The following is a 24,579-nucleotide window of genomic DNA, read 5'->3' on the forward strand; positions in this document are numbered from 1 at the left end:
ATGCCCGTTCTCTCCGGTGCCGCCCGCTCCCCGCGCCGTGCCGCCGCCGGGATCGCCGCCGTGGCCGCGTTCGCACTGCTCACCGGATGCGCGGCCGAGCCCTCGCCCGCCGAACCGCCGGCCGGCGGGAACGCGGCACCCACCGGCAACCCGCAGTCCTCGGGGATTCCCGGTGAACCGCAGGTCATCGCGACCGGTCTCGAGGTGCCGTGGGCGGTGTCGTTCCTGCCGGACGGCGACGCGCTGGTCACCGAGCGGGGCACGGCCCGGATCCTGCAGGTCTCCCCGGACGGCGGGGTCACCCCGGTCGGCGTCGTCGACGGCGTCCGCGCGCGGGGCGAGGGCGGGCTGCTCGGCGTCGCCGTGTCACCGGACTTCGCGACCGACCGCACGGTCGTCGTGTACTACACCGCCGAGGACGAGAACCGGATCGTCGCCCTCACCGTGGCCGAGGACGGCACGATCGACGGCGCCGACCAGCGGGTCCTGGTCGACGGGATCCCGAGTGGACGGACCCACAACGGCGGCGGGCTGCGCTTCGGCCCGGACGGTCACCTCTGGGTGGGCACCGGCGACGCCGGCAACTCGGACAGCTCGCAGGACCCCGGCGACCTCGGCGGCAAGATCCTCCGGATCACCCTGGACGGCGAGGCCGCGCCCGACAACCCGGACGGCACCCCGGTCTACGCGCTCGGCATCCGCAACTCCCAGGGCATCGACTTCGGCCCGGACGGCACCGCGTACGCCAGCGAGTTCGGCGCGAACCTCGCCGACGAGCTCAACCGGATCGAAGCGGGGGCCAACTACGGCTGGCCCGAGCTCGAGGGCGCCGAGTCCGACCACGGCGAGCCGGTGGACGAGCGCTACACCGAGCCGCTGCTGTCCTGGGCGCCCGAGGAGGCGTCGCCGTCCGGCCTCGCGCAGGCCGGCGGGTCGCTGTGGATGAGCAGCCTGCGCGGCGAGCGGCTGTGGCGGATCCCGTTGAACGACGACGGCTCGGTCGGCGAGGCGGAGGAGCTGCTGACCGACCACGGCCGGATCCGCGGCGTCACCGCCACCCCGGACGGCTCCGCGGTCTGGGTCACCACCAGCAACCGCGAGACCGGCCGGAACCCGGACGCCGACGACGACCGGATCATCGTCCTGCCGCTGGAGTGACCGGCGGGGCGTTCCCGGACGACCCCGCGGCGCGGGCGAACCGGGCGGCCAGCACGTCGAGGTGCTCGATCAGCTCGGGCGGTTCGAGGACCTGGAAGTCGACGCCGAAGGCGCCCAGCCACACCCCCAGCGAGTCCAGCGTCCAGGCGCCGAGCACGAGCTCGCAGCGCCCGTCGCCCAGGTCGGTGACGGTGCCCGACGCCGGGGTGACCCACTCCCCGACCTGCTCGGCGGAGGCCTGCATCACCACCCGGGCCCGGTACGGGTAGGCGCCGGAGGAGATGCCGCGCTGGGCGTGCGCGGCCACCCCGCCCTCCGGCGGGTCCCGCGGCGGGAACCGCGGACCGGCCGGGAGCTTCAGGCGCATCCGGTCCACCCGGAACGTCCGCCAGTCGTCCCGGTCGGTGTCCCAGGCGACCAGGTACCAGCGGCGTCCGGTGTGGACGAGCCCGGCCGGTTCGACGATCCGGCGGGTCTCGCCGCCGTCGCCCGCCACGTAGTCGAACCGCACCCGCTCGCGGTCGCGGCACGCCGCGGCGAGCGCGGACAGGTCGTCGGCGTCCACGGTCGGGCCGCGCCCGGCGAGTGTCTCGGTGGCCGTGCCGAGCGCGGCGACCCGGCGCCGCAGCCGGTTCGGCAGCACCTGCTCCAGCTTGGCCAGCGCCCGGACCGAGGTCTCCTCGATCCCGGACACGCTGCCGCCCGCGGCGGTGCGCAGCCCGACCGCGACGGCGACGGCCTCGTCGTCGTCGAGCAGCAGTGGTGGCAGTGCCGCACCGGCGCCGAGCCGGTAGCCGCCGGCCGTACCGGGCGTGGAGTGCACCGGGTAGCCGAGGGTGCGCAGCTTGTCGACGTCCCGGCGGACCGTGCGGACGTCGACCTCGAGCCGCTCGGCGAGCGCCGGGCCGGTCCAGTCGCGCGGCACCTGCAGCAGGCCGAGCAGGCGCAGCAGCCGCGCCGAGGTCTCCATCACGTGGACAGTCTGCCCGCTGATGCGGACGACTCCGGTCCTCGATCGGTCCGGACCACCCGGTCGACTACGGTCGCGGCCGTGGAGACGAGCGAGCGGGTCGGCCGGTACGTGCGGATGGTGGCCGTCGAGGGGCAGGGTGCGGAGCTGGCGACGGCGCTGCTCCGGGTCGCCGACGGCATGGCCGTCCAGCCGGGCTGCCAGGCGTACGTGGTCAACACGGCGCCGGACGAGCAGGACACGGTCTGGGTGACCGAGGTCTGGTCGGACGCCGCCGCGTCCGAGGCCGCGCTGAGCCGCGACCTCGGCGAGGCCGGGCTCGGCGCGGTGCTCGAGCTGCTCGCCCAGCCGCCGGACTACATCGAGGTCACCCCGCTCGGCGGCCCGGGTCTGAGCTGAGAGTCACCGCCCCTGGTCGGTGTGCTCCTTGCGCGCCCGCAGCGAGCCCGGCTTGGCGGTGACCGACGGGTCGTTCCTCGTCTTGATCAGGCTCGCGACGGTGACGACCACCAGGATCACCAGGATGACGACCAGGCTGAGCATCGTCGGGATCTCGGGGATCGCCGGCGAGATGTCCACGTGGCCCCAGTGCAGCACGAGTTTCACCCCGATCCAGGCGAGGATGATCGCGAGCCCGGTGGAGAGGTAGACCAGCCGGTCCAGCAGACCCTTGACCAGGAAGAACAGCGCCCGCAGGCCGAGCAGGGCGAACGCGTTGGCGCAGAAGACGATGTAGGCCTCCTGCGTCACGCCGAACACCGCGGGGATCGAGTCGAGCGCGAACAGCAGGTCGATGCCGCCGATCGCGACCAGCACGATGAACAGCGGGGTCGCGACGCGCCGGCCGTTCTCCCGGGTGAACAGCTTGCCGCCGTCGTACTCCTCGGTGACCGGGAACAACCGCCGCGCGCTCTTGACGATGAGGTTGTCCTCGATGTCGGGTTCCTCGTCCTTGTGCCGGTAGAGCTGCACCGCCGTCCACAACAACAGCAGGCCGAACACCAGGAACATGAACGAGAAGTAGTTCAGCAACGTCGCGCCGACCACGATGAAGATGGCGCGCATGATCAGCGCGAGCACGATGCCGAAGGTCAGCACCTTGTGCTGGTGCTCCTCGGGGACCGCGAACGTCGTCATGATGATCACGAAGACGAACAGGTTGTCGACCGAGAGGCTCTTCTCGACGATGTAGCCGGTGAAGTACTGGGTACCGAAGTCCCAGCCGTGCACCATCGCGAAGACCACGCCGAACAGCAGCGCGATGACGATGTAGAAGACCGACCAGGCGGTCGCCTCGCCGAACCCGACCCGGTGCGGTCGCCACCATGCCAGCACGAGGTCGACCGCGAGCAAGGCGATGATCACGCCGATCGTGATGACCCATTCGAGGCCGCTGATCTCGAGCACCGCTGTTCCCCCTCTGTGCACGAACTCGCGCGTTGCGCAGTGCACCATAACGGGCCGCACGGGCGTTCCGCCCGGTCTGCGATCACCGGTCGCGCCGCGGCGGGCCCGGTCGCGCGGCCCGGCCGGCCGGCGCGGCCCGCGCTCAGGGCTCCGCCCGGGCCCAGCCGGTGCTGCGCTCCACCGCCCGTCGCCAGTTGTCGTGCTCGCGGGCGCGCCGCTTCGGGTCCATCGCCGGCTCCCAGGCCGCGGCCCGGTGCCAGTTGCGCCGCAGCACCTCCGGGTCCGGCCAGTACCCGACGGCCAGCCCCGCGGCGTAGGCCGCGCCCAGCGACACCGCCTCCGAGCCCAGCGGCCGCTCCACGGTCAGGTCGAGCACGTCGGCCACGCACTGCATGAGCAGGTGGTTCGCGGTCATCCCGCCGTCCACCCGCAGCCCGGTGACCGGCAGGCCCGAGTCGGCGTTCATCGCGTCCAGCACCTCGCGGGTCTGCCAGGCGGTCGCCTCCAGCACCGCACGCGCCAGGTGTCCACGGTGGATGTAGGAGGTCAGCCCGACGATCACCCCGCGGGCGTCCGGGTACCAGTGCGGGGCGTAGAGCCCGGAGAACGCCGGCACCACGTAGCAGCCGCCGTTGTCCGGGACGCTCATCGCGAGGGTCTCGATCCGGGCCGCGGTGGAGATCATCCCCAGCGCGTCGCGGAACCAGCGGACCAGCGACCCGGTGACCGCGATCGACCCCTCCAGGGCGTACACCGGGCGGTCGCCGAACAGGTAGCCGACGGTCGGGATCAGCCCGTGCTCCGACCCGGCGATCCGGGACCCGGTGTTCTTCAGCAGGAAGGCGCCGGTGCCGTAGGTGCACTTGGCCTCGCCCGGCGCGAAGCAGGTCTGGCCGACCAGCGCGGCCTGCTGGTCGCCGAGCGCCCCCGCCACCGGGACCCCCGGCAGCAGGCCGGTGCAGGTGCCGTAGACCTGCGCGTTCGGCACGATCCGGGGCAGCATCGCCTCCGGCACCCGCAGCGCCGCGCAGAGCCGCGGCGACCATTCGAGCGTGCGCAGGTCCATGAGCATGGTGCGGCTGGCGTTGGTGACGTCGGAGACGTGCACGCCGCCGTCCGGGCCCCCGGTGAGCTTCCAGATCAGCCAGGACTCCATCGTCCCGAACAGGACGTCGCCGCGTTCGGCGCCGGCCCGCGCCCCGGGGACGTGGTCGAGCAGCCACTGCAGCCGCGGGCCGGCGAAGTAGGTGGCCGGCCCGAGCCCGGAGACCCGGGAGTAGAGGCCGGCGTCGCCGGCCAGGTCGGCGACGATCGCGTCGGTGCGGGTGTCCTGCCAGGTGATGGCCCGGGCCAGCGGGATCCCGGTGTGCCGGTTCCAGATCACCGTGGTCTCGCGCTGGTTGGCGATGCCCAGCGCGGCGACGTTCTCCGGACCGAGCCCGGCCCGGCGCAGCGCGGCCGGCACCACCCGGGTCACCGCCCGCCAGATCTCGTCCGCGTCGTGCTCGGCCCGGCCCGGGCTCGGGAAGAACTGCCGGTGCTCGCGCTGGGCGACGGCCACCATCCGGCCGGAACGGGTGAACAGCAGGCAGCGGGTCGAGGTCGTCCCCTGGTCGATGGCGGCGACGACCCGCTCCGAGACCGGGATCGAGGCGGTCACGCCAGTCCCTCCACCCCGGCCGCGATCTCGGCGGCCGCCGCGGCCAGCTCGACCAGCGGATCGGGCCGGGCCCGGCCGTCGCCGGAGAACAGCTGCTCGACCGGCGCGCCGACGCCGAGCGCCGCCACGGTCAGCCCGCCGCCGCTGCGCACCGGCACCGCCAGCCCGCCGGCGCCGGGCTCCCACCAGCCGGGGTCGGCCGCCCAGCCGCGGCGGCGCGTCGCGGTCAGCTCCCGGGCCAGGTCACCCGGGTCGGTGACCGTCCTGCGGGTGTATCTCTCGAGGCGCTCCGGGGCCCGCACCGAGGCCGGCGCGAACGCCAGCAGGCACGCCCCCCACGCGGTGGCGTGCAGCGGCTGGACGGTGTTGGTGCGCAACCGCTGCGGGCTGCCGTCGGGCCGGAACACGTGGTGCACCAGGTCCACCCCGCGGCCGTCGTCGGCGGGGACGCCGAGGTAGACCGCGCAGCCGGTGCCCGCCGCCAGGGCGTCGGCCCAGTTCATCGCCCGGGCGCGCAGGTCGTGCCGGTCCCAGGGGGTGCCGAGCTGGTCGAGGGCGTCACCGAGCAGGTACCGGCCGCCGGTGGGTTCCTGCGCGACGAGGCCCTCCTCGCGCAGGGTCCGCAGGATCCCGTGCGCGGTGGGGCGGGGCAGGTCGAGCGCGGCGGCCAGCTCGGCCAGCGCGAGCGGACGACCGGCGCCGCCCAGCAGCCGGAGCAGGGCGGCCGCCCGCTCCACCGACTGGATCTGACGGGCCACGACACTGATCGTACGGCCGCCTGGGAGCGGATCTTGAAAACCGACCGACCACCGCCGTTCGACATCGCCGAACGGCTCGCGTTGCCGGGTCGACGGCCCCTCTCTAGCGTGCGCGGACACGGCGAGGCCGCCCGGCTCCGCCGAAGGGGGACAAGAAAAGGACGTTCGATGACGAGCTCCGAGAAAGCGGACGCGGCCGCGGCGACCGCCGCGACCGACAAGCCACCTTCATTGATGGGCGAGCTGAGCGCCGAGTTCGCCGGCACCATGATCCTGATCCTGTTCGGCGTCGGCGTGGTGGCCCAGGTGGTCACGAGTTCCGACGGGAGTCTGGGGGACCACGACTCGATCGCCTGGGCCTGGGGTCTGGGCGTCGCGATGGGCGTGTACGTCGCCGGGCGCATCTCCGGCGCGCACATCAATCCGGCGGTGACCATCGCGTTCGCCGTCTACCAGGGCTTCCCCTGGCGGAAGGTCGCGCCGTTCATCCTGGCCCAGACCCTCGGCGCGTTCGTCGCCGCGCTGATCATCCGGGTCACCTACTCCGACCTGATCCGGGCGGCCGACCCGAACCTCACCCAGACGCAGACGATCTTCTCCACGCTGCCCGGCAACGGCACCGCGCCGGTGAGCATCCCGGTCGCGTTCCTGGACCAGGTCGTCGGCACCGCGATCCTGGTCTTCGTGATCTTCGCGCTGGTCCACCCGCGGAACAAGGGCCCGCTGTCCAACCTCGCGCCGTTCATGATCGGCCTGCTGGTGGTCGGCATCGGCATGGCGTGGGGTGCGAACGCCGGCTACGCGATCAACCCGGCCCGTGACTTCGGCCCGCGCCTGGCGTCGTTCATCACCGGCTACGACACCGCGTGGGTGACCGGGGACGGCACGCAGTACTGGTGGCTGCCGATCGTGGCCCCGATCATCGGCGGCATCGTCGGTGGCGGGTTGTTCAAGCTGCTGATCGAGCGGTTCATCCCGGCCCTCGACGCCCCGCAGGAAGTCGGCCGCGAGGCCGTCCGAGACAGCTGAGGAGACCCCATGGCCGAGTTCGTCGGTGCCATCGACCAGGGCACGACCAGCACCCGTTTCATGATCTTCGACCACGGCGGCAGCGAGGTCGGCCGCCACCAGCTCGAGCACGAGCAGATCCTGCCCCGTGCCGGCTGGGTCGAGCACAACCCCGTCGAGATCGTCGAGCGCACCAACGCGGTGTGCCAGTCGGCGCTCAACTCGACCGGCCTGTCCGCGAGCGACCTGGCCGCCCTGGGGATCACCAACCAGCGCGAGACCACCGTCGTCTGGAACAAGCGCAACGGGCGTCCGTACTACAACGCGATCGTCTGGCAGGACACCCGCACCGACCGGATCGCCTCCGCCCTGGAGCGGGACGGGCGCGGCGACGTCATCCGCCGCAAGGCCGGCCTGCCACCCGCCACGTACTTCTCCGGCGGGAAGATCCAGTGGATCCTGGAGAACGTCGACGGGGTCCGGGAGGCCGCCGAGAACGGCGACGCGATCTTCGGCAACACCGACAGCTGGGTCATCTGGAACCTCACCGGCGGGCCGAACGGCGGAGTGCACGTCACCGACGTGACCAACGCCAGCCGGACCATGCTGATGAACCTGGAGACCCTGGACTGGGACGACGAGCTGCTGGGGTTCTTCGGCATCCCGCGCCAGATGCTGCCGGAGATCAAGCCCAGCTCGCTGGCCGAGGGCTACGGCACGACCCTCGCCAACGGTGCTTTCGGCGGCGAGGTCCGGATCACCGGGGACCTCGGTGACCAGCAGGCCGCGACCGTCGGGCAGGTGTGCTTCTCGCCCGGCGAGGCGAAGAACACCTACGGCACCGGCAACTTCATGCTGCTCAACACCGGTCACGAGCTCGTCCGCTCGGAGTCGGGGCTGCTGTCGACGGTCTGCTACAAGTTCGGCGACGAGCCGGTGGTCTACGCCCTGGAGGGCTCGATCGCGGTCACCGGCTCGGCGGTGCAGTGGCTGCGCGACCAGCTGGGGATCATCTCCGGCGCCGCGCAGTCCGAGGCGCTGGCCAAGCAGGTCGACGACAACGGCGGCGTCTACTTCGTCCCGGCGTTCTCCGGGCTGTTCGCGCCGTACTGGCGGTCCGACGCCCGGGGCGCGATCGTCGGGCTGTCCCGGTTCAACACCAACGCGCACCTGGCCCGGGCCACGCTGGAGGCGATCTGCTACCAGTCCCGGGACGTGTCCGAGGCGATGACCAAGGACTCCGGGGTCACCCTGGACGTGCTCAAGGTCGACGGCGGCGTCACCGCCAACGAGCTGTGCATGCAGATCCAGGCCGACGTGCTCGGAGTGCCGGTGTCCCGTCCGGTCGTCGCGGAGACGACCGCGCTGGGGGCCGCGTACGCGGCCGGGCTGGCCGTCGGGTTCTGGAAGAGCACCGACGAGCTGCGCGAGAACTGGAACGAGGACCGGCGCTGGACCCCGCAGTGGGACCCGGAGCACCGGGACGCGGGCTACGCGCAGTGGAAGAAGGCCGTGCAGCGGACCCTGGACTGGGTCGACGTCGGCTAGCAGGCCGCCGTGTCCGGCGTCGTCCGCACCCGGTGCGGGCGACGTCGGGCACACCGGCGCTGCTCCGGCCACTGAGCGGGTACTCCCTCTGCGGGACACCACGACACGAAGGAACACATCATGAAATCGGTGGCGCTCTCCCCGGAGGCCCGTACCGCTGCGCTGCGCGCGATGGGCGACGCGGAACTGGACGTGCTCGTCGTCGGCGGTGGTGTCGTCGGCGCCGGCGCCGCGCTGGACGCCGCGACCCGGGGCCTGTCGGTCGGGCTCGTCGACGCCCGCGACTTCGCCTCCGGCACCTCGAGCCGGTCGTCCAAACTGATCCACGGCGGCCTGCGCTACCTGGAGATGCTCGACTTCCGGCTGGTCGCCGAGGCGCTCGCCGAGCGCGGACTGCTCATCCAGCACCTGGCGCCGCACCTGGTCCGGCCGGTGCCGTTCCTCTACCCGCTGCAGCACCACGTGTGGGAGCGGCTCTACGCCGGTGCCGGCGTCGCGCTCTACGACACGCTCGGGTTCCTGTCCGGGCGCAGCCGGGGCGTACCGCACCACCGGCACCTGACCCGGCGCGGGGCGCGCAAGGTCGTACCGTCGCTGCGCAAGGACGCCCTCGTCGGCGCCCTGGAGTACTACGACGCGCAGGTCGACGACGCCCGGCACACCATGTTCATCGCGCGCACCGCGGCCGCCTACGGGGCGCACGTCGCGACCCGCGCCCGCGTCGTCGGGCTGATCAAGGATGCCGGCCGGGTGGTCGGGGCGACCGTGCAGGACCTCGAGTCCGGCGAGCGGATCGACGTGAAGGCCAAGCAGGTCATCAACGCCACCGGTGTCTGGACCGACGAGACCCAGGGGCTGGCCGGCGAGCGCGGCCTGTTCAAGGTCCGGGCCTCGAAGGGCATCCACCTGGTCGTGCCGCGGGACCGGATCCGCGGCGAGTCCGGGCTGATCCTGCGCACCGAGAAGTCGGTGCTGTTCGTCATCCCGTGGGGCCGGCACTGGATCATCGGCACCACCGACACCGACTGGGACCTGGACAAGGCGCACCCGGCGGCCAGCGCGGCCGACATCGACTACCTGCTCGCGCACGTCAACGCGGTACTGGAACAGCCACTGACCCACGACGACGTCGAGGGCGTCTACGCGGGCCTGCGCCCGCTGCTGTCCGGCGAGTCGGAGTCGACCTCGAAGCTGTCCCGGGAGCACGCGGTGGCGACGCCGGTGCCCGGCCTGGTCGTGGTGGCCGGCGGGAAGTACACGACGTACCGGGTGATGGCCAAGGACGCCGTCGACGCCGCGGCGCACGGGATGGACGCGAAGGTCCCGGCGTCGTGCACGGAGGACGTGCCGCTGCTCGGCGCCGAGGGCTACCAGGCGCTGTCGAACGCCGCCGGCCGGCTCGCCGCGTCCTCCGGGTTGCACAAGGCCCGGATCGAGCACCTGCTCGGCCGGTACGGCTCGTTGATCCAGGAGGTCCTCGACCTGGCCGCGGCCGACCCCACGCTGATCGAGCCGCTCGCCGGCGCGCCGGACTACCTGCGTGCCGAGGTCGTCTACGCCGCCTCGCACGAGGGCGCCCGGCACCTGGAGGACATCCTGGCCCGGCGGACCCGGATCTCGATCGAGACCTTCGATCGCGGGATCGGCGCCGCGAAGGAGGCCGCGACGCTGGTCGCGCCGGTGCTGGGCTGGAACGACGAGCAGGTCGAGCGCGAGGTGGACCACTACCGCAAGCGGGTGGAGGCCGAGCGGGAGAGCCAGAAGATGCCCGACGACGCCACCGCCGACGCCGCCCGGCTGGGCGCGCCGGACGTGGTGCCGGTCAGCGGCTGAGAGCGGGTGGGGGAACCCGAGCGGACCCCGGACGGCCGCTACATCGTCGTCCGGGGCCGCCGCTGGCGTGCGGCCGACCCGTCGCTGCCCGATGACGTGCGGGCGCAGCTGCAGCAGCACCTCGGGAAGGCCCGCGCCGAGGTCGGCGCCGGGCGCCGCACCGGCGACGACGACCGCGTCGCCGCCGCCCGGACCCGGGTGGACGCCGCGAAGCACGGTCTCGGGGAGCGCGGCACGCCGTGGTGGGAGCTGGAGATCGCCGACCGGGAGGCTCGCTGGGAGCGGGCGCTGCGCGAGCTCGCGGGCCCGGGCTGAGTCCACCGGGTTGAGTTCGCCGGGGCCGGTCGCCGGGTACGGCGGCTCCGCGGGTGCGTCCGATCGCCCGGCGCTTGCGGACCGGACCTGTCCGCATCGGATCCTAGCGTCGCTCTCATCGGATCGGGAGCAACCCGATCCACGAGGAGTCTCAGGAGCGCCCGCGCATGAACGCCACCACCGACCCCGCCACCACCGGCTCCCCGGCCGTGACCGGTGAGCGCGCCGAGCTGATCTCCGCGCTGGACAAGCACCGCGCCCTCCTGCTGCAGACCGCGGAGAGCCTCACCGAGTCCCAGGCCCGCACCGCGAGCACGGTCAGCGCGCTGACGATCGCGTCGCTGCTCAAGCACGTCGCCGACACCGAGGAGCAGTGGTTCCGGTTCGCGGTCGAGGGCGCGGTCGCGTTCGAGGGCGGGCACGGCTCGGAGGTCGACTGGAACGCGATCGCCGCCGAGGACGCCTGGGCCGACGTGGACTGGGAGGACACCCGGTTCGTGCTCGCCGAGCACGAGACGCTGCCGCACCTGCGGGCGCGGGTCGACCAGGTCGCCGCCCGCACCGAGGAGGTCCTGCGCACCGCCGACCTCGACAGCGCGCACGAGCTGCCGGCCGCACCGTGGTTCGAGCCCGGCGCGAGCTGGTCGGTACGGCGGGTCGCGATCCACATGCTCGCCGAGATCAGCCAGCACGCGGGCCACGCGGACATCGTCCGCGAGGCCATCGACGGCGCGAAGACGATGGGATGAGTGCGATGAGCACCGAGCACACGGCGAACACCGCGGACTCGATGAACCAGCTGCTGAGCTCGGCGGGCGCCGGGCTCGACGGCGAGCGGGCCGCCCTGCTGGAGACCCTGGCCAAGCACCGGATGCTGCTGCGGCACACGGTGTCGAACCTGTCCGATGAGGACGCCCGCCGGCGCCCCACGGCGAGCGCGCTGACGCTCGCCGGGATCCTCAAGCACGTCGAGGGCGTCGAGCGGGGCTGGACGGACTTCATCCGGACCGGCGTCGTGGAAGGCGCCGAGCACTGGACGGACCAGGCCGCGGCCGGCGACGAGCGCGACGACTTCGCCCTCGACGACGCCGACACCGTCGTGGCCCTGCTCGCCCGCTACACCGAGACCGCGGCCGCCACCGACGAGCTCGTGCGCACCGTCGATCTCGACGTGTCCCACGAGCTGCCGCCCGCGCCGTGGTTCCCCGCGAACGCCCGGTGGAGCGCACGGCAGGCGCTCGCGCACATCGTCGGCGAGACCGCCCAGCACAGCGGGCACGCCGACATCATCCGGGAGACGGTCGACGGCCAGAAGTCGATGGGCTGACCGACCTGGTTGATCCTCCGCACGCCGACGTCCGGCGCCGGGCTCGCGCCGGGGCGCCCGGCTCGGCGGGGGCCGTGACCGGTTCCGCCGGCTGCGGTGGACCGGCGCGGTACTACCGTCGCGGGCGTGGCTGACCTGGTGACCCTGCACGACATCGAGATCGCGGCGGAGCGGATCGCGGGCGGGGTGGTGCGTACCCCGACCGTGCCGTCGGCCGGGCTGTCCGCCCGGCTCGGCGCGCCGGTGCTGCTGAAGCTGGAGCAGCTGCAGCGGGCCGGGTCGTTCAAGCCGCGGGGTGTGCTGGCCAAGCTCGCGACGCTGTCCGCGGCGGAGCGCGACGCGGGCCTGGTCGCCGTCTCCGGCGGGAACCACGGGCTCGCGGTGGCCGACGTCGCCGGGGCGGCGGGCGTCGCCGCCGTCGTCGTGATGCCGGAGAACGCGCCCACCCGATCGGTCGCCGCCGCGCGGGCAGCGGGTGCCGACGTCCGTCTCACCCCGGACATCCCGGCCGCGTTCGCGCTGGCCTCCGAGCTGCAGGCGGCCGGGGCGACGCTGGTACACCCGTTCGACGACCCCGTCGTGCTGGCCGCGCAGGGCACCGTCGGCCTGGAGCTGGCCCGGGACGCGATCGGGCTGGGCACCCCGCCCACCGACGTGCTGGTCTCGATCGGCGGCGGTGCCCTCGTGTCCGGGGTCGCCGCCGCGGTGCGGGCGCTGCTCCCGGCCACCCGGGTCTGGGGTGTGGAGACCGTCGGCGCGGAGGCGATGTCGGCCGCGCTGCGCGCCGGTGGCCCGGCCCCGGTGACGATCACGTCCGCGATCACCACGCTGTCCGCGCCGTCGACGTCGCAGCTCACCTACGACCACGTCCGCGAGTTGGTGCACGAGGTGCTGCTCGTGCCGGACGCCGACGCCGTGCGTGGCTCGGTCACCCTCGCCGAGCACGCCGGGGTCTGGGCCGAGCCGGCCGCCGGATGCCTGGTCGCGGCCGCCCACACGGTCGTCGAGCGGCACCCGGACGCGCGCATCGCCCTGGTGATCTGCGGGTCGAACGCCGACGTCGCCGACGTGGCCGCCCGCGCCTGACGGACGCCGGGAGGTCGTCGCCGCAATCGCCCGCAGGTCACGGCCGCCGGCCGGTCCCGCTCGCAGCCCGGAGCCCGGAGCCGACCGTCCTCGGGGTCTGCGCCGTGTCGATGCGGGAGCCGGCGACCGCCCCCGGACCCGCGCCGCGGCGGGTGTCGGCCCGGCACCGTCCGATCCCGGTGCGGAACCGTCCCCTTCGCGCAGATGATCGGCCGTTGTGGAGCGCAGCGTGCACTCACTCGGCGGACGTTCCGCTCCGGAACGGGTGATCACCGGTGCGGGATGGGCCGGGGTGGTTCGCGCGTTGTGCCCGGTGTGCAGCGGACCGGGGTCGTGGTGATCGGCGCGGGACAGGCGGGGCTGTCCGCGGCGGCCGGGCTGCGCCGTGGCGGGCTCGAGCCGGGGCCCGGGTTCGTGGTGCTCGACGGCGAGAACGGTCCCGGCGGCGCCTGGCGGCACCGCTGGCCGACCCTGCGGATGCGCACGGTCAACGGCATCCACGACGTGGCCGGCGTCGACTCCGGCTTCGAGTCCTCCGACGCCGATCGGGACCGGCCCGCCCGCGAGGCCGTCCCGGACTACTTCGCCCGGATCGAGGACCGGTGGGACCTGCGGGTCGTACGCCCCGTCCGGGTCCGCACCGTCCGAACCACCGGAGCCCCCGGCGGGACCGGTCCCGGCAGCACGGGTCCCGGCGGCGGCGATCCCCGCCGGGCCGATCCCGGCCGGGCCGATCCCGGCGGGACCGAACCGGCCGGCGGCCTCGTCGTCGAGACCGGCCGGGGCGACTGGCACACCGACCAGCTGATCAACGCCACCGGCACCTGGACCCGCCCGTTCGTCCCCACCTACCCGGGCACGGCGTCGTTCCGGGGCTGGAGCCTGCACGCCGCCGACTACCCGGGCCCGGAGGCGATGGCCGGGCGGCGGGTGGTCATCGTCGGGGGTGGGATCACCGCGGTGCAGCTGCTGCTGGAGATCGCCCCGCACGCCGCTGCGACGACCTGGGTGACGCGGCGCGAGCCGGTCTGGCGGGAGGGTCCGTTCGACGCAGAGGCGGGGCGGGCGGCCGTCGCGCTGGTGGAGGAACGGGTGCGGGCCGGGCTGCCGCCGCGCTCGGTCGTCGGGGTGACGGGTCTGCCGCTGACCCCGGAGGTCCGCGCGGGCATCGAGACCGGGGTACTGCACCGGCAGCCGATGTTCTCCCGGCTCACCCCGGACGGTGTGGCCTGGGACGCCGGCGGCACCGAGCCCGCGGACGTCGTGGTGTGGGCGACCGGCTGGCGTCCGGCGGTCGGGCACCTCGCGCCGCTACGGCTGCGGGGGCCCGGTGGCGGGATCCGGCTCGGACCGCCGATGGACACCACCGCCGTCGCGGATCCGCGGGTGCACCTGGTCGGGTACGGGCCGTCGGCGAGCACCATTGGCGCCGACCGGGCCGGGCGGGCCGCAGCCCGCGCCGTCCTCGACGCGCTGCCCGGCGAGAGCGCCGCCTGAGCCACCGGCGCCGCCCGACGGTCGCCGCCCGACCGAGCGCCGCGGCCCGCCGGGGCCGGCCCGGTCCCGCCCCCGGGCGCCCGACCGGAGGCCGCGCCCCGACGGGCCGCCTCGGTCCTGCCCGCCGCCCGACGGGGACCGCTGCCCGACAGGGCCGCCCGCCGCCCCCGGCCCTGCCGGCGCCGCCGATCCGCGGCTCCCCGGCAGGCGGCGCCGCTACCTCGCCCCCTCACATGCTGTCGCCCCCCCCGCAGGCCGGCGCGACCTCCGCGACGGGTGGGGCAGCCCGCCACGGGTCGCGGCGGCCGGTGACGGGTCGCGGCGGTGACCGGCTATCCGGCCTGCTCCCGGCCCAGCAACCGGTACTCGCGGACCACCAGAACGATGATCGCGATGTCCAGCAGCGCCAGGACCGGCAGCACCACCGAGCGCGTGTGCCAGGCGTGCACCAGTTCGTAGACCACGAACAGGCCCAGGATCAGCACCGCCGGCGGGTACGCGGGCCGCCACTTCCGTAGCAGCGCCCACACCAGCCCGATCTTGATCAGGCCGTGCAGCCCCAGGTAGACCACCGCGAAGGTGCGGTCGCCGGCCGCGAACCGGTCCGCGCTCGCGACCAGGTGCCGGGCGAACGTCCCGTCCGGCGGCCCGACCAGGTCCCGCGCCAGGACCTGCGCGACCAGGTGGTGCAGCCACGGCCCGGACACCAGCATCAGCGCGATCGCCCCGAGCAGCTCGGCGGCACCGTCGACACCCTTCACCAGCATCGCGATCCGGAACAGCCGCTCGGTCCAGCGGCTGCCCTCCCGGGTGCGCGGCACCGCCGACCGGCTCATGTCCGCGGACACTAGCGGCCGCGCGCTGCGATGGCAGGGCGCAACGATCCGGGCGTAACCTTGTTAGCGATGCTCACCGAATCGCCGGCGGTCCGGGCCGAGCGCCCCGACCGCTACAAGTGGGTCGCGCTGTCGAACACGACCATGGGCGTGCTGATCGTGACGATCAACATGTCGATCCTGCTGATCGCGTTGCCGGACATCTTCCGCGGCATCGGGATCAACCCCCTCGCACCGCAGAACATCGACTACCTGCTCTGGCTGATCATGGGGTATCTCGTGGTCACCGCGGTGCTGGTGGTCAGCTTCGGCCGGCTCGGTGACATGTTCGGCCGCACCCGGATGTACAACCTGGGCTTCGCCGTGTTCACGGTGTTCTCGGTGCTGCTCGCGGCGACCTGGATGCAGGGCGACGCCGGCGCGCTGTGGCTGATCGGGATGCGGGTGCTCCAGGGCGTCGGCGGCGCGCTGCTGCTCGCCAACTCCACCGCGATCCTCACCGACGCCTTCCCGGTGGACCAGCGCGGCCTCGCCCTGGGCATCAACTCGGTCGCGGCGATCGCGGGCTCGTTCCTGGGCCTGGTGATCGGTGGCGTGCTGGCCCCGGTGAACTGGCACCTGGTGTTCCTGGTCTCGGTGCCGGTCGGGGTGCTGGGCACCGGGTGGGCGTACGCCAAGCTGCGCGACACCGGCGTCCGGCGCGCGGCCCGGATCGACTGGTGGGGCAACACGACGTTCGCGGTCGGGCTGATCGCCGTCCTGATGGGCATCACCTACGGCATCCAGCCCTACGGCGGCGACGTCATGGGCTGGACCAGCCCGCTGGTGCTCGGCCTGATCGGCGGCGGGATCGTGGTCCTCGGGCTGTTCACCTGGATCGAGCGACGGGTGCCCGAGCCGATGTTCCACGTCTCGCTGTTCACGATCCGGGCCTTCACCGCCGGCAACATCGCCAGCCTGCTGGCGGCGCTGGGCCGCGGCGGACTGCAGTTCATCCTGATCATCTGGCTGCAGGGCATCTGGCTGCCCGAGCACGGCTACCCGTTCGAGCAGACGCCGCTGTGGGCCGGGATCTACATGGTGCCGCTGACGATCGGTTTCCTGGTCGCCGGCCCGATCTCGGGAATCCTGTCCGACCGGTACGGGGCACGCGCGTTCGCGACGATCGGGATGGTCGTCGCGGCGGCGACGTTCCTGTCCCTGCTGCTGCTCCCGGTCGACTTCGACTACCGGGCCTTCGCCGCGGTGCTCGCCGTGAACGGTCTGGCCATGGGTCTGTTCGCCTCGCCGAACCGGGCCGCGATCATGAACTCGCTGCCGGCCCACCAGCGTGGTGCGGGCTCGGGGATGACCTCGACGTTCCAGAACGCCGCGACGGTGCTGTCGATCGGGGTGTTCTTCTCGCTGCTGATCACCGGCCTGGCCGCGACTCTGCCGGCGACGATGCACGACGGGCTGGTGACCCAGGGCGTCCCGGAGCTCGCCGCCGACCGGGTCGCGGCGCTCCCGCCGGTGGGGATCCTGTTCGCCGCGCTGCTGGGCTACAACCCGATCGCGACGCTGCTCGGCCCGCAGGTACTGGCCCAGCTGGGCCCGGCGCAGGCCGCCTACCTCACCGGGCGGCAGTTCTTCCCGCAGCTGATCTCCGGCCCGTTCGCCGGCGGGCTGACCTTCGCGCTGGGCTTCGCGGCCGCCGCCTGCCTGGTCGCCGCTGTCGCCAGCGCGCTGCGCGGCGGGAAGTACCACCACGTCGACGTACCCGAGCCGGCGACCGTCGTCGCGGCACCGACGGTGGCCGCCCCCGCCGCGCCGGCCCCGACGGCGGCCCTGCCCGGCCCCACACCGCCGACGGCGCCGTCCACGATCGCGCCGCCCGGCCGCGCCGCCGAGGGCTGAACCCGCAGGCCCACGGCCCGACTCATGACGCTTTGGTTCGGTCATACCGAACCAAAGCGCCATGAGTACGGCGCGGGAGGGGGCGTCGCCGCACACCGGCCGGGCCGGGTCGCGGCGGGCGGGGTGCGGGTCAGTCGGTGCGGACCTCGGTGCCGTCCTGGGACCAGCGGGTGTGGAAGGCGCCGTCGGCGTCGATCCGGCGGTAGGTGTGCGCGCCGAAGTAGTCGCGCAGCCCCTGGATCAGGTTGGCCGGTCCGCGCTCGCGCCGGTAGCCGTCGTAGTAGGACAGGCTCGACGAGAACGCCGGGATCGCCACCCCCTGCGCGGTGGCGGTGGCCACCACCCGGCGCCACGCGTCCTGCGCGTCGGCGACGGCGTCGGTGAAGTACGGGACCATCAGCAGGTTGTCCAGGTCCGGGTGCTGCTCGTAGGCCTCGGTGATCCGGTTCAGGAACTGGGCCCGGATGATGCAGCCGCCGCGCCAGATCCGGGCCATCGCACCCAGGTCGAGGTCCCACCCGTGCGCGATCGAGGCCGCGCGCATCTGAGCGAAGCCCTGCGCGTAGGCGACCACCTTGGACGCGTAGAGCGCCTGGCGGATGTCCTCGACCAGGTCACCCCGGTCCTCCCCCGCCCCGGGGGTCGGGCCGGCCAGGGTGCCCGAGGCGGCCGACCGCTCGTCGCGCAGCGCGGACAGCGTGCGTGCGAACACCGCCTCGGTGATCCCGGTCAGCGGGACGCCGAGGTCGAGCGCGTCGATCGCCGTCCAGCGGCCGGTGCCCTTCTGCTCGGCCTGGTCGACGATCACGTCGACCAGCGGCTTGCCGGTGGCCTCGTCGGTCTTGCCCAGCACGATGCCGGTGATCTCGATGAGGAACGACTCGAGGTCCCCGGCGTTCCACTGCTCGAAGATCTTCCCGATCTCCGGCGCGGACAGCCCGGCGACGTGCGTGAGCAGGTCGTAGGCCTCGGCGATCAGCTGGATGTCGGCGTACTCGATGCCGTTGTGCACCATCTTCACGTAGTGCCCGGAACCCCCCGGGCCGACGTGCGTGCAGCACGGGGTGCCGTCGACGTCGGCGGCGATGGCGGTGAGGACGTCGGAGATCTCCCGGTAGGCCTCGATCTCGCCGCCGGGCATGATGCTCGGCCCGTTGAGCGCGCCCTCCTCGCCGCCGGAGACGCCGATCCCCATGAACCGCAGGCCGCGCTCGGCGCAGTAGGCGGTGCGCCGGTCGGTGTCCGGGAAGTGCGAGTTGCCGGCGTCGATGATGATGTCGTTCTCGTCGAGCAGCGGGGCGAGCTCGTCGATGACCGCGTCCACCGGCTTGCCGGCCTTCACCATCACGACGATCTTGCGCGGCGTCTCCAGGGCGTCCACGAACTCCTGCAGCGACTCGGCGCCGGTGAAGGTGCCCTCGTGGCCGTAGTCGGACATGAACTCGGTGGTCTTCGCCGTGGTGCGGTTGTGCACGGCGACCGGGAATCCGCGACGCGCCATGTTGCGCGCGAGGTTCGCTCCCATCACCGCCAGCCCGGTGACCCCGATCCGGCTCTTCTCCGCCATCGTGTTCCTCCGTCTCGCCGTCGTCCGGTGCGCGGCCCCCATCCTGGCCCCTCGGGCGCCCGCGTGCGCGAACCGGCCGGTGTCCGGTCGATCACGAGCGGGCCGGTGACCCGGGTACGACCCCACGCAACGACAATCGGGGGATGCCCCGCGACGACGCATCCCCCGCCGGACGGTCCCGCGGCGGGCTGGTCGGCGGCATCGGGTTCACCGGCGGTGTGATCGGCGGGCTGATCGGCGGCGGCAGCGGGGTGCTGTTCGTGCCCGCCCTCGACCGGTTCACCACGATGTCGCGGGCCCGGATCCACGGCTCGTCGACGATCGCGAACATCGGGGTCTGCGTCGCCGGCGCGGCCGCCTACGGCTTCGGCGGCGGCACCCTCGACCTGCGGATCGCGGCCGGGCTGACCCTCGGCGGGATCGCCGGTGGGGTGATCGGGCCCCGGCTGCTCGCCCGCGCCAGCGAGTCGGTGCTGCGGGTACTGCTGATCGCGATCCTGCTGCTCACCGCGGCGAAGCTGGCCCTCGACGCGTTCGGCCCACCGCTGTTCTCCCAGGCCCTGGTACCGGCCGACCTCGTCGCGAACCCGTGGTTCCTGCACCCGACGACGACGGTGGTCGGCCTGGTCATCGGGGCCTGGGCCGGCGCGATGGGGCTCGGCGGCGGCCTGCTCGCGGTCCCGGCGATGGTGCTGCTGTTCGGAGTGGACCTGCAGGTCGCGGCGGGCACGTCGCTGCTGATGTTCATCCCGAACTCGATCGTCGGCACGGTCGTGCACCTGCGCCAGGGCACCGCGTCGGCGTGGTGGGGGTGGTTGCTGGCCGCGTCGTCCGCACCCGGCACGGTCGCCGGGGCGTTCCTGGCCCTGGCGCTGGACGCGCAGGTCCTCGGCCTGGTGTTCGGCGTCTTCGCGACGGCGATGGCGGTCCGCGAGATCGTCGGGCTGGTCCGGCTGCGGCGCCGGTCCCGGACCGGAACGGATCAGGACGGCGCCGACGGACCGGGCGGTGCGGGTGGGCCGGGCAGGCTCAGAACGCGGGCCAGGGGATCGCGGGGCCGAAGCCGTCCGGGCCGGGGAACCGCGGCTCCGCCAGCAGCCGGTCGACCCGGGAGCGCAGGGCGGCGACCTCGCGGCGGGTGACGTGCGCGCCGAGGACGTCGGCGAACTCCCCGGTCAGCCGGGCGCGCAGCTCCTTGAGCGCGGCCGTGAGCTCCTCCCCGAGCTCGTCGCCGACCCAGCCCCACAGCACGGTGCGCAGCTTCGGTTCGGTGTGCAGGGTCAGCCCGTGGTCCACGCCGAAGACCTGCTCGCCGTCTCCGGTACTGCGGCTGACGATCACGTGCCCGCCCTTGCGGTCGGCATTGTTGACCACGACGTCGAACAGCGCCATCGCCCGCAGCTGCGGGTGGTCGGCGTGCACGAGCACGATCGGGTCGCCGCCGCCGTCGCGGGCGCGCAGTACCGGCAGCCAGCCGTCCGGGATCTCTCCCGGCTCGCAGAGGTCGACGAGCGACTCGGCGGCGAGCTGGAGGGTCTCCTCGTCGAGCTCGCCGTCCAGCTTGTCGTGGGTGGGGTCGGTCAGCGCGCTCTCGTCGCCCGAGGACACCCAGGCCTGCACCATCCCCGGCCCGAACGGGCCGTTCTCGCGCAGCACCGTCGGCGGGACGACGCGCAGGCCGGACTGCTCGGAGATCAGGTAGGCGCCGACCTCGCGACCGGCCAGGGTGCCGTCCGGGAAGTCCCACAGCGGCCGCTCGCCGCGGACCGGCTTGTAGACGCACCGCAGCTCGACACCGTCGAGCTCGGCGGTGCCGAACAGCGTTGCGTTCGAGGCGTCCACCAGCCGCCCGGTGATCTCGATCCGGCCGTGGTCGAGGATCTCGGGGACGGCCGGGTCACGCAGGTCGGGGACCCCGCTCACTCGGCTTCGGCCACGGGGTTGCGGTCGTGGTAGCCGTTCAGCCGGACGCACACGTGCCCCTCCGGGTCCAGCGGCTCGGCACACAGCGGGCACGGCGCGCGGCCGGCGGAGACGACCTTCTCTGCCCGGTCGGCGAACGCCCGCGCCGCGTTCGGCGACAGGAACACCCGCAGCGCGTCCGGGCCCTCCTCGGTGTCGTCGAGCACGACCGACTCGTCGACCTCCTCCTCGGTCACCGCCAGGAGCTCGACGACGATCGAGCTGGAGTCCGCGTCCCACCCCAGACCCATGGTGCCGACCCGGAACTCCTCCTCCAGCGGGACCGCCAGGGGGTCGGTGTCCGTGGCGCCGGCGCCGTCGGACGCCGGGGTCCCCGGGATCTCGAACGGGGTCTCGGACGCGGGGGCCTCGGTCAGGTTCTCCTCGCCGAAGCGCTTGGCGACCTCGCCGAGCAGCGCGGTGATCCGCTCCGCCAGCACCGAGACCTGCTGTTTCTCCAGCAGCACGCTGATCGTCCGGGAACTCTCGATCGCCTGGAGGTAGAAGGCGCGATCGCCGGGCTCGCCGACGGTCCCGGCCACGAAGCGGTCCGGGCGGCGGAAGACGTGGATGACGCGTGCCATGACCTCTCACAGGGTAGGCGACGCCGGGTCGGCGGGCATCTGCAGCTCCGGGCACACTCCGAACCCGACCAGGGGCGATGCGCGCACCGTGCGAGCTTGATCACCCTACCTCACGCGTTCGTGGCGCCCCCGACGACGGCGTCCGATCCGGACATCGCGGGTGCGGCGTCCGGTGCGCCCTCGCCGGAGCCGTTCTCGGCCGGTGGCGGCGGGATCAGGTTCGCCACGTCCCCGGCCTGCTCGTTCATCCGGGCCACGAACGGCCGCAGCGCGGTGTAGGCGATCACGCTGACCGAGCAGGTGTCGACGACGATCCGCTGGAAGTTGTCCAGGTGGCAGGCCAGCGCGTCGGCCAGCACCGCCTTGATCACGTCACCGTGGCTGCAGGCGACCAGGATCGACCGGTCGCCGTGCTCGGCGGTCACCCGCTCGACGTGCCGGCGCACCGCGGCGACCGCCCGCGCCTGCATCGCGGCCAGCGACTCGCCGTCCGGGAAGGTCGCCGCCGAGGGGTGCGCCTGCACCACCTTCCAGAGGTCCTCCGAACCCAGCTCGGAGATCTTCCGGCCGGTCCAGGCGCCGTAGTCGACCTCGGCCAGGTCGTCCTCGACGACCGGCTCCAGCCCGCGGGCGGCGGCCAGCGGGGCGACGGTCTGCCGGCAGCGGTCCATCGGGGAGCTGACGATCCCCGCGAGCGGCAGCTCGGCCAGCCGGGACACGAGCTGCTCGGCCTGCTCGCGCCCGCGGTCGTCGAGCTCGACGCCCGGGGTGCGCCCGGCCAGCACGCCCGCCGTGTTCGCGGTCGAGCGCCCGTGCCGGAGCAGGATCAACGTCGTCACGCCCGCCGAGGCTACGTGACCTGCGGCGGGTGGGGGACGACGGACGCTCAGGTCGCCGAGATCGCCCCGATCGACAGCGCCGCCAGCAGCGCGACGCCCAACGCGATCCGGTAGGCCACGAACACGTAGACCGTGTTGTTCTGCACGAACCTCAGCAGCCAGGCGATGGCCGCGTAGCCGACCACGAAGGACACGACCACGGTGGTCAGCATCTGGATCCCGCTCGGACCGTCGCCGGAGAAGACGTCGGGCAGGGTGAACAGCCCGGCCCCGAACACCGCCGGGATGGCCAGCAGGAACGAGTACCGCACGATCGCCGGGCGGGTCAGGCCCAGCGCGAGCCCCGCGGTGATCGTGCCGCCGGACCGGGAGACCCCCGGGATCAGCGCCATCGCCTGGGCGAAGCCGAGCAGGATGCCGTCCTTGACGGTGATCCGCTCGATCGGCTTCACCTGCCTGCCGAAGCGCTCGGCCAGGCCGAGCAGGATCCCGAAGACGATCAGCATCGTGGCGACCAGCCACAGGTTCCGGGCGACCGTCTCGATCTGGGTCTTGAACAGGATGCCGAGCACCGCGATCGGGATGGATCCGATGATCACCAGCCAGGCCAGCCGGTAGTCGTCGGTGGCCCGGACCTCGGCGTCGCGGAACCCGCGCAGCCAGGTGGTGAACAGGTGCCAGATGTCCTTCGCGAAGTACACGATCACCGCGACCTCGGTCCCGATCTGGGAGACCGCGGTGAAGGCGGCCCCGGGGTCCCGGCCGAAGAACACCTCGGAGGCGATCCGCATGTGCCCCGAGGAGGAGACGGGCAGGAACTCGGTGAGCCCCTGGACGATCCCGAGGACGATGACCTCGATCCAGCTCATCGGGGACCCCGGACAGGGAGCGCCGGCGGCAGGGATGACGATTCGGTCACGGGCCGTCACCGTACTCGCGGCGACCCGGGTCACATCGCGCGCCCTCGACCGTGGAACCGACCCCGGATCTAGGCTCGCGGGCGTGCAACACAGACCGGTGGGCGCCAGCGGCCTGGAGGTGTCCCGGGTCGGCCTGGGCACGATGACCTGGGGAGAGGACACCTCCCCGGCCGACGCGGCGGAGCAGCTCGCGGCCTTCCTCGACGCCGGCGGGACGCTCGTCGAGACGGCCGACGACTACGGCGGCGGCACGGCCCAGCAGGTGCTCGGCGGGCTGCTGCGCCGAGCGGTCGGCCGGGACGCCATCGTGCTCGCCGGGCGGGGTGCCTCCCCGGCAGGCGGCGAGCACGCGTCGCGCGCGGCGCTGCTGCGGTCGCTGGACACCACCCTGGGCCGGCTCGGCGTCAGCCACCTCGACCTGTGGCAGGTCCCCGGCTGGGACCCGCGGGTCCCGCTGGACGAGACGCTGTCGGCGGTGCAGGTCGCGGTCTACTCGGGCCGGGTCCGCTACGCCGGCCTGGTCGCCCCGCGCGGCTGGCAGCTCGCGACGGTGGCCGGACGCGCGGCCGCCGGGCCCGATCCGGCGGTCTGCCGGCCGGTCTCGGCGCAGGTCGAGTACTCGCTGCTGGCCCGCGGGCCGGAGGCCGAGCTGCTCCCCGCGGCCGCGCACCACGGGCTCGGGGTGCTGGCCTGGGCACCGCTCGGCCGAGGGGTGCTGACCGGCAAGTACACCGACGGCACCCCGGCCGACTCCCGTGGCGCGAGCGCGCTGCTGGCGTCCTACGTCGAGGCCCGCCGCACCGAGCACTCGGCGCGGATCGTGCAGTCGGTGCTGACCGCCGCCGACGGGCTCGGCACCTCACCGCTCGCCGTCGCGCTGACCTGGGTGCGGGACCGGCCCGGTGTGGCGAGCGCCGTCGTCGGGGCCCGGGACGCGGCCCAGCTGCGCGCCTCACTGGGCGCCGAGGACCTCACCCTGCCGGCGGAGATCCGGACCGCCCTCGACGACGTCAGCGACCCGGTCTGATCCCGGCCGTCACGCCCTGGCATCCCCCCGTTCACCGACCTATCGTGGTGGCCACCGTGAGGGTCGGCGAGCGGGAGGCACGATGACGGCGACGGCAGCGGGCGGGCCGGAGGACGGCGAGGGGAATCCCAGGGGCGGGCACCGGTTCGCCGGTACCCGCGACGGCGAGGGATGGGCCGACGAGCGCTACGAGTACCGCCCGGTCCGGATCGACTCCGACGTGTCCCGGCTGACGGCGTCCGTCCGGCTCGCCATCCAGGCCGAGTTCTCCGGCTGGGAGCTCTCCCGGATGCGGCTCTACCCCGGCGGCGTCCGCAAGGTGGTGCTGCGGCGCCGGCTGACCCACGGTGGCATGCTGCCCGAGCCGACGTTCTGAGCCGA

General features: G+C 73.7%; 24 protein-coding genes. 14 read left to right on the forward strand and 10 right to left on the reverse strand.

Annotated features, from left to right (window positions below):
• Window positions 1-1,158: a PQQ-dependent sugar dehydrogenase gene (locus WIS52_RS26880; protein ID WP_349301181.1), complete on the forward strand. Its 1,158-nt coding sequence runs from the start codon at window positions 1-3 to the stop codon at window positions 1,156-1,158.
• On the opposite strand, the gene WIS52_RS26885 is transcribed toward WIS52_RS26880, so the two are convergent.
• Window positions 1,136-2,131, reverse strand: coding sequence for a helix-turn-helix transcriptional regulator (locus WIS52_RS26885; protein ID WP_349301182.1), 996 nt, complete (start codon window positions 2,129-2,131; stop codon window positions 1,136-1,138). The two genes, WIS52_RS26880 and WIS52_RS26885, sit on opposite strands and share 23 nt — an antisense overlap.
• A gap of 78 nt (window positions 2,132-2,209) precedes the next feature.
• Here WIS52_RS26885 and WIS52_RS26890 point away from each other — a divergent pair, with 78 nt between their 5' ends.
• The gene (locus WIS52_RS26890) at window positions 2,210-2,527 is read left to right on the forward strand and encodes a putative quinol monooxygenase (protein WP_349301183.1); all 318 of its coding nucleotides are present in this window, start codon (window positions 2,210-2,212) and stop codon (window positions 2,525-2,527) included.
• A gap of 3 nt (window positions 2,528-2,530) precedes the next feature.
• Here the strand turns inward: WIS52_RS26890 and WIS52_RS26895 are convergent, their stop codons facing one another.
• The 3 genes from WIS52_RS26895 to WIS52_RS26905 all read right to left on the reverse strand — a co-directional run bounded on the left by WIS52_RS26895 (window position 2,531) and on the right by WIS52_RS26905 (window position 5,953).
• On the reverse strand, window positions 2,531-3,535 hold the full coding sequence (locus WIS52_RS26895) for a TerC family protein (RefSeq protein ID WP_349301184.1): 1,005 nt from the start codon (window positions 3,533-3,535) through the stop codon (window positions 2,531-2,533).
• Window positions 3,536-3,677: 142 nt separating this feature from the next.
• Window positions 3,678-5,195 (reverse strand): glycerol kinase GlpK, encoded by a 1,518-nt coding sequence (gene glpK / locus WIS52_RS26900; protein WP_349301185.1) that lies wholly within the window; start codon window positions 5,193-5,195, stop codon window positions 3,678-3,680.
• Entirely contained in the window at window positions 5,192-5,953 is a 762-nt protein-coding gene (locus tag WIS52_RS26905; RefSeq protein ID WP_349301186.1) for an IclR family transcriptional regulator, read from the reverse strand. The genes glpK (WIS52_RS26900) and WIS52_RS26905 overlap by 4 nt, the downstream gene beginning before the upstream one ends.
• A gap of 168 nt (window positions 5,954-6,121) precedes the next feature.
• Here WIS52_RS26905 and WIS52_RS26910 point away from each other — a divergent pair, with 168 nt between their 5' ends.
• The 8 genes from WIS52_RS26910 (at window position 6,122) to WIS52_RS26945 (ending at window position 14,567) form a co-directional block, all read left to right on the forward strand.
• A complete protein-coding gene (locus tag WIS52_RS26910) occupies window positions 6,122-6,982 on the forward strand; it encodes an MIP/aquaporin family protein (RefSeq protein ID WP_379612109.1) in 861 nt (286 codons plus the stop codon).
• Between the two features lie 9 nt (window positions 6,983-6,991).
• Window positions 6,992-8,509, forward strand: coding sequence for a glycerol kinase GlpK (gene glpK / locus WIS52_RS26915; protein ID WP_349301187.1), 1,518 nt, complete (start codon window positions 6,992-6,994; stop codon window positions 8,507-8,509).
• 120 nt (window positions 8,510-8,629) lie between these two features.
• Window positions 8,630-10,342, forward strand: coding sequence for a glycerol-3-phosphate dehydrogenase/oxidase (locus tag WIS52_RS26920; protein WP_379612112.1), 1,713 nt, complete (start codon window positions 8,630-8,632; stop codon window positions 10,340-10,342).
• A 6-nt stretch (window positions 10,343-10,348) separates the two neighbouring features.
• A complete protein-coding gene (locus tag WIS52_RS26925; RefSeq protein ID WP_349301188.1) occupies window positions 10,349-10,657 on the forward strand; it encodes a hypothetical protein in 309 nt (102 codons plus the stop codon).
• Between the two features lie 167 nt (window positions 10,658-10,824).
• A complete protein-coding gene (locus WIS52_RS26930; protein WP_349301189.1) occupies window positions 10,825-11,406 on the forward strand; it encodes a DinB family protein in 582 nt (193 codons plus the stop codon).
• Between the two features lie 5 nt (window positions 11,407-11,411).
• Window positions 11,412-11,984, forward strand: a complete 573-nt coding sequence (locus WIS52_RS26935) for a DinB family protein (protein WP_349301190.1) — start codon at window positions 11,412-11,414, stop codon at window positions 11,982-11,984.
• A 126-nt stretch (window positions 11,985-12,110) separates the two neighbouring features.
• Window positions 12,111-13,070 (forward strand): pyridoxal-phosphate dependent enzyme, encoded by a 960-nt coding sequence (locus WIS52_RS26940; protein WP_349301191.1) that lies wholly within the window; start codon window positions 12,111-12,113, stop codon window positions 13,068-13,070.
• A gap of 282 nt (window positions 13,071-13,352) precedes the next feature.
• Entirely contained in the window at window positions 13,353-14,567 is a 1,215-nt protein-coding gene (locus tag WIS52_RS26945; protein ID WP_379612116.1) for a flavin-containing monooxygenase, read from the forward strand.
• Window positions 14,568-14,899: 332 nt separating this feature from the next.
• On the opposite strand, the gene WIS52_RS26950 is transcribed toward WIS52_RS26945, so the two are convergent.
• Entirely contained in the window at window positions 14,900-15,403 is a 504-nt protein-coding gene (locus WIS52_RS26950; protein WP_349301193.1) for a DUF2127 domain-containing protein, read from the reverse strand.
• 69 nt (window positions 15,404-15,472) lie between these two features.
• On the opposite strand from WIS52_RS26950, the gene WIS52_RS26955 reads away from it, so the two are divergent.
• Complete coding sequence (locus WIS52_RS26955; protein ID WP_349301194.1) at window positions 15,473-17,299, forward strand: MFS transporter; 1,827 nt, start codon at window positions 15,473-15,475, stop codon at window positions 17,297-17,299.
• A 130-nt stretch (window positions 17,300-17,429) separates the two neighbouring features.
• Here the strand turns inward: WIS52_RS26955 and gndA are convergent, their stop codons facing one another.
• Window positions 17,430-18,866, reverse strand: a complete 1,437-nt coding sequence (gene gndA / locus WIS52_RS26960; RefSeq protein ID WP_349301195.1) for an NADP-dependent phosphogluconate dehydrogenase — start codon at window positions 18,864-18,866, stop codon at window positions 17,430-17,432.
• Window positions 18,867-19,009: 143 nt separating this feature from the next.
• Here gndA and WIS52_RS26965 point away from each other — a divergent pair, with 143 nt between their 5' ends.
• Window positions 19,010-20,008, forward strand: a complete 999-nt coding sequence (locus WIS52_RS26965; protein ID WP_349301196.1) for a sulfite exporter TauE/SafE family protein — start codon at window positions 19,010-19,012, stop codon at window positions 20,006-20,008.
• Here the strand turns inward: WIS52_RS26965 and WIS52_RS26970 are convergent.
• The 4 genes from WIS52_RS26970 to WIS52_RS26985 all read right to left on the reverse strand — a co-directional run bounded on the left by WIS52_RS26970 (window position 19,896) and on the right by WIS52_RS26985 (window position 23,120).
• Window positions 19,896-20,789 (reverse strand): SCO1664 family protein, encoded by an 894-nt coding sequence (locus WIS52_RS26970; RefSeq protein ID WP_349301197.1) that lies wholly within the window; start codon window positions 20,787-20,789, stop codon window positions 19,896-19,898. The two genes, WIS52_RS26965 and WIS52_RS26970, sit on opposite strands and share 113 nt — an antisense overlap.
• Window positions 20,786-21,412, reverse strand: a complete 627-nt coding sequence (locus tag WIS52_RS26975; RefSeq protein WP_349301198.1) for a DUF3090 domain-containing protein — start codon at window positions 21,410-21,412, stop codon at window positions 20,786-20,788. The genes WIS52_RS26970 and WIS52_RS26975 overlap by 4 nt, the downstream gene beginning before the upstream one ends.
• 110 nt (window positions 21,413-21,522) lie before the next feature.
• Window positions 21,523-22,251, reverse strand: coding sequence for a histidine phosphatase family protein (locus WIS52_RS26980; RefSeq protein WP_349301199.1), 729 nt, complete (start codon window positions 22,249-22,251; stop codon window positions 21,523-21,525).
• 47 nt (window positions 22,252-22,298) lie between these two features.
• Window positions 22,299-23,120 carry an undecaprenyl-diphosphate phosphatase gene (locus tag WIS52_RS26985; RefSeq protein ID WP_349301200.1) on the reverse strand — a complete coding sequence of 274 codons (822 nt, stop codon included), beginning with the start codon at window positions 23,118-23,120 and terminating at the stop codon, window positions 22,299-22,301.
• A 133-nt stretch (window positions 23,121-23,253) separates the two neighbouring features.
• Between WIS52_RS26985 and WIS52_RS26990 the strand changes: the two genes are divergently transcribed.
• Together WIS52_RS26990 and WIS52_RS26995 are read left to right on the forward strand one after the other, a co-directional pair.
• Entirely contained in the window at window positions 23,254-24,198 is a 945-nt protein-coding gene (locus WIS52_RS26990) for an aldo/keto reductase (protein WP_349301201.1), read from the forward strand.
• A gap of 82 nt (window positions 24,199-24,280) precedes the next feature.
• Entirely contained in the window at window positions 24,281-24,574 is a 294-nt protein-coding gene (locus tag WIS52_RS26995) for a DUF5703 family protein (RefSeq protein WP_349301202.1), read from the forward strand.
• The last annotated feature ends 5 nt before the right edge of the window (window positions 24,575-24,579 follow it).

The sequence above is a fragment of the Pseudonocardia nematodicida genome, assembly GCF_040105385.1.
GTDB lineage: Bacteria > Actinomycetota > Actinomycetes > Mycobacteriales > Pseudonocardiaceae > Pseudonocardia > Pseudonocardia nematodicida.